Source organism: Dyella sp., from assembly GCF_036384435.1.
Lineage (GTDB): Bacteria > Pseudomonadota > Gammaproteobacteria > Xanthomonadales > Rhodanobacteraceae > GSA-30.
In genome coordinates this window covers 1-2,493 of record NZ_DASVMI010000130.1, presented here as the reverse complement: position 1 = coordinate 2,493, position 2,493 = coordinate 1, and the positions used below count along the sequence as shown (strand labels likewise).

The 2,493-nt window shown below is 63.9% G+C and carries 3 protein-coding genes and 1 pseudogene; all 4 read left to right on the top strand.

Annotation, left to right across the window (positions count from 1 at the left end; translation table 11 throughout):
• A partial coding sequence (locus tag VF436_RS12770; protein WP_414649847.1) for a glutamate ligase domain-containing protein occupies positions 1-377 on the top strand: 377 nt, incomplete at its 5' end.
• Between the two features lie 84 nt (positions 378-461).
• Positions 462-1,523, top strand: coding sequence for an SPOR domain-containing protein (locus VF436_RS12765; RefSeq protein WP_330904408.1), 1,062 nt, complete (start codon positions 462-464; stop codon positions 1,521-1,523).
• A 31-nt stretch (positions 1,524-1,554) separates the two neighbouring features.
• A complete protein-coding gene (locus VF436_RS12760; RefSeq protein ID WP_330904407.1) occupies positions 1,555-2,298 on the top strand; it encodes a CvpA family protein in 744 nt (247 codons plus the stop codon).
• 30 nt (positions 2,299-2,328) lie between these two features.
• Positions 2,329-2,493 (top strand): annotated as a pseudogene (locus tag VF436_RS12755) (amidophosphoribosyltransferase); the annotation flags it as partial.

Here is a 2,493-nt window from a genome sequence, read left to right as displayed (position 1 = left end):
AGTTGATCGTCGACGTCGGGCACAATCCTCAAGCGGCCCAAGCGCTTGCTCAATGGCTTGATCGATCGCATCAGGGGCGCGTGCATGCCGTTTATGGCGCCCTGGCGGACAAGGACGTATCGGGTGTGCTGGCTGCGCTGGGTCATCGGATTGCGCATTGGCATCTGGCCGGCCTGGAGCGCGATACGCCACGTGGTTTGCCGGTCGAGGCCGTTGTGGCGCGACTGCACGAAGTGCTCCCCTCGGCCTGCTTCGATGCGCATCCTGGCGTCATGCATGCGCTGGCGGCGGCGCGGCAGACGGCCACTCCGGGGGACCGTATCCTTGCCTTTGGTTCTTTTTTCGTAGCCAGCGCCGTGCTTGCTGAATCGGTCTGATGCCGCCACGGGCGAGGGGATGGCGCATACGGTTATAATTGGTCCGCCCGCTCTACCCGCACCCCGTTTCACCTGGAGTCCGACTTGAAAACACGCCTGCTGGGAGCCGCCGTCCTGTTTGCGCTGGCGGTACTGTTCGTGCCGATGTTCTTCTCCAGCAATCCGCCGGCGACGAATGGCGACAAGTCGGTGGATCTGGCCATCCCGCCTGCACCTGATCGCGACATGCAGACCAAGACCATGAGCCTTACGCCAGGCACCGCGCCTGGCACGGCTGCCTCCGCGGCGCCCAAGCCGGCGGTGTCGGGCACGGCGACGCCGGCTAGCTCCGATCAGCTGGCGACCGTGAATATTGGCGATCGTCGTCCCCGCGATGTGGAAACCGACCCGCTGGCTGGCCAGAAGCCGGAGCCCACCACGGTCACGCGCAACAACCCGGCTCAGCCATTGATTCCCGCACAGACCAAGCCGGATGCCACCAGCACCAAGGCCGGCACGTCCAAGTCGGCAACGACGCCCGCTGCCGTCCCTAGATCGCAGGCCCAGGCACCGACGATTCCTGCCGCCAGCCCAACCGCTGCAGCCCTGCCGCCGGCCACTGCCGCGCATGGTCGGTTCATGATCAACCTGAGCGCGTACAGCTCGGCGGCTAGCGTGCAGAGCCTCACGCAGCGTGTCCGTGGCCTGGGTTATCCCGTGTCGAGCAAGCCGATCACCCAGGCGGGTAAATCGCTGACCCTGGTGACGGCCGGTCCCTTTGAGTCGCGCGCCGCTGCTGAGGCTGCTCGCCTGAAGATCACGCAGGCGGTCCCGGGTGCTCCGGCGCGGTTGGAAGCGGGCGCAACCACGTCGACCCAGGATGACCCTGCACCGTCGACCGCACCGGCAGCCAGACAGGCCGCGCCACGCGCCGGCGGCTGGGCGGTGCAGGTTGCCGCCATGGGCAGCCAGGGCGATGCCAATGCCCTGCGCGACAAATTGCGCGCAGGTGGTTTCGATGGATATGTCGATACAGTGAATGCGGGCGGCAAGCAGCTGTGGCGCGTTCGAGCAGGTCCCCAGACGCAGCGTGACGACGCGATACGCATCCGGGATCAGATCAAGGCCAAGCTGGGAATCGACGGCAACGTCGTTTCCGCGCCGTAAGACTTCGAGCGCCTAGGGAGAGGGGTACGAAATGAACTGGGTCGACTACATCATATTGACGATTCTGGGCATTTCGGTCTTGATCGGATTGTTCCGAGGCCTTATTTCCGAAGTGCTTGGCTTGGTGATCTGGGCTGGTGCGTTCTGGGCGGCCTGGGCATTCGGCCCCTCGGCCTCGGCATGGTGGGGTCGTTATGTCTCCATGCCCGAAGGACGTGCCGTGCTCGGCTATGGCTCGGTGCTGATGGGGGTACTGATCGGCGGCGCGATCGTCCGCGCCATCATCAGTCGCATCCTTTGGCGCACGGGGTTGTCGGGCATGGATCGCATGCTGGGCATGGTGTTTGGATTTGCCCGTGGATCGTTGGTGGTGGCATTCATGGTGTTCATGGTCAGCCTCACCGCGTTGACGCGCGAAGGCTGGTGGCATCAATCCAACCTGGTGCCGCAGTTCACCGGGCTGGCTGGTTGGCTTGGCGCCAAGGTGCCCCCTGGCGTGAATCGTGTGGTGGCGCAGTCGGGGCAAATGCTCGATCAGGTGCAGGTGCCTGACATGCAGATGCCTAACTTGAACATGTCCAAGGGCTTTGAGCTTCCGCAGGGTATGCCGAGCGACTGGATGGAGAAGCTCAAGCAGGGAGGGTCGCCCTTTGGCGGCAGTTCCCTGATACCCACGCCGTCACAACCTTATCCCGTGCAGCCCTATCAGCAGCAACAGAACCAACCTTCTGGCCAGGCGCCATCGAATGTCGATAGCGCTGCCGTTCCCATCTGACCCATTCAAGTTCATCAGCAGGCAACAACCATGTGCGGAATCATTGGCATCGTCGGTACCACCGAGGTTGCATCGTCGCTTTATGACGGATTGACGGTGCTGCAGCACCGTGGCCAGGACGCCGCAGGCATCGCTACCGTGGACGGCGCGCGCTTGCGCTTGCACAAGGGCAACGGCCTTGTGCGTGACGTTTTC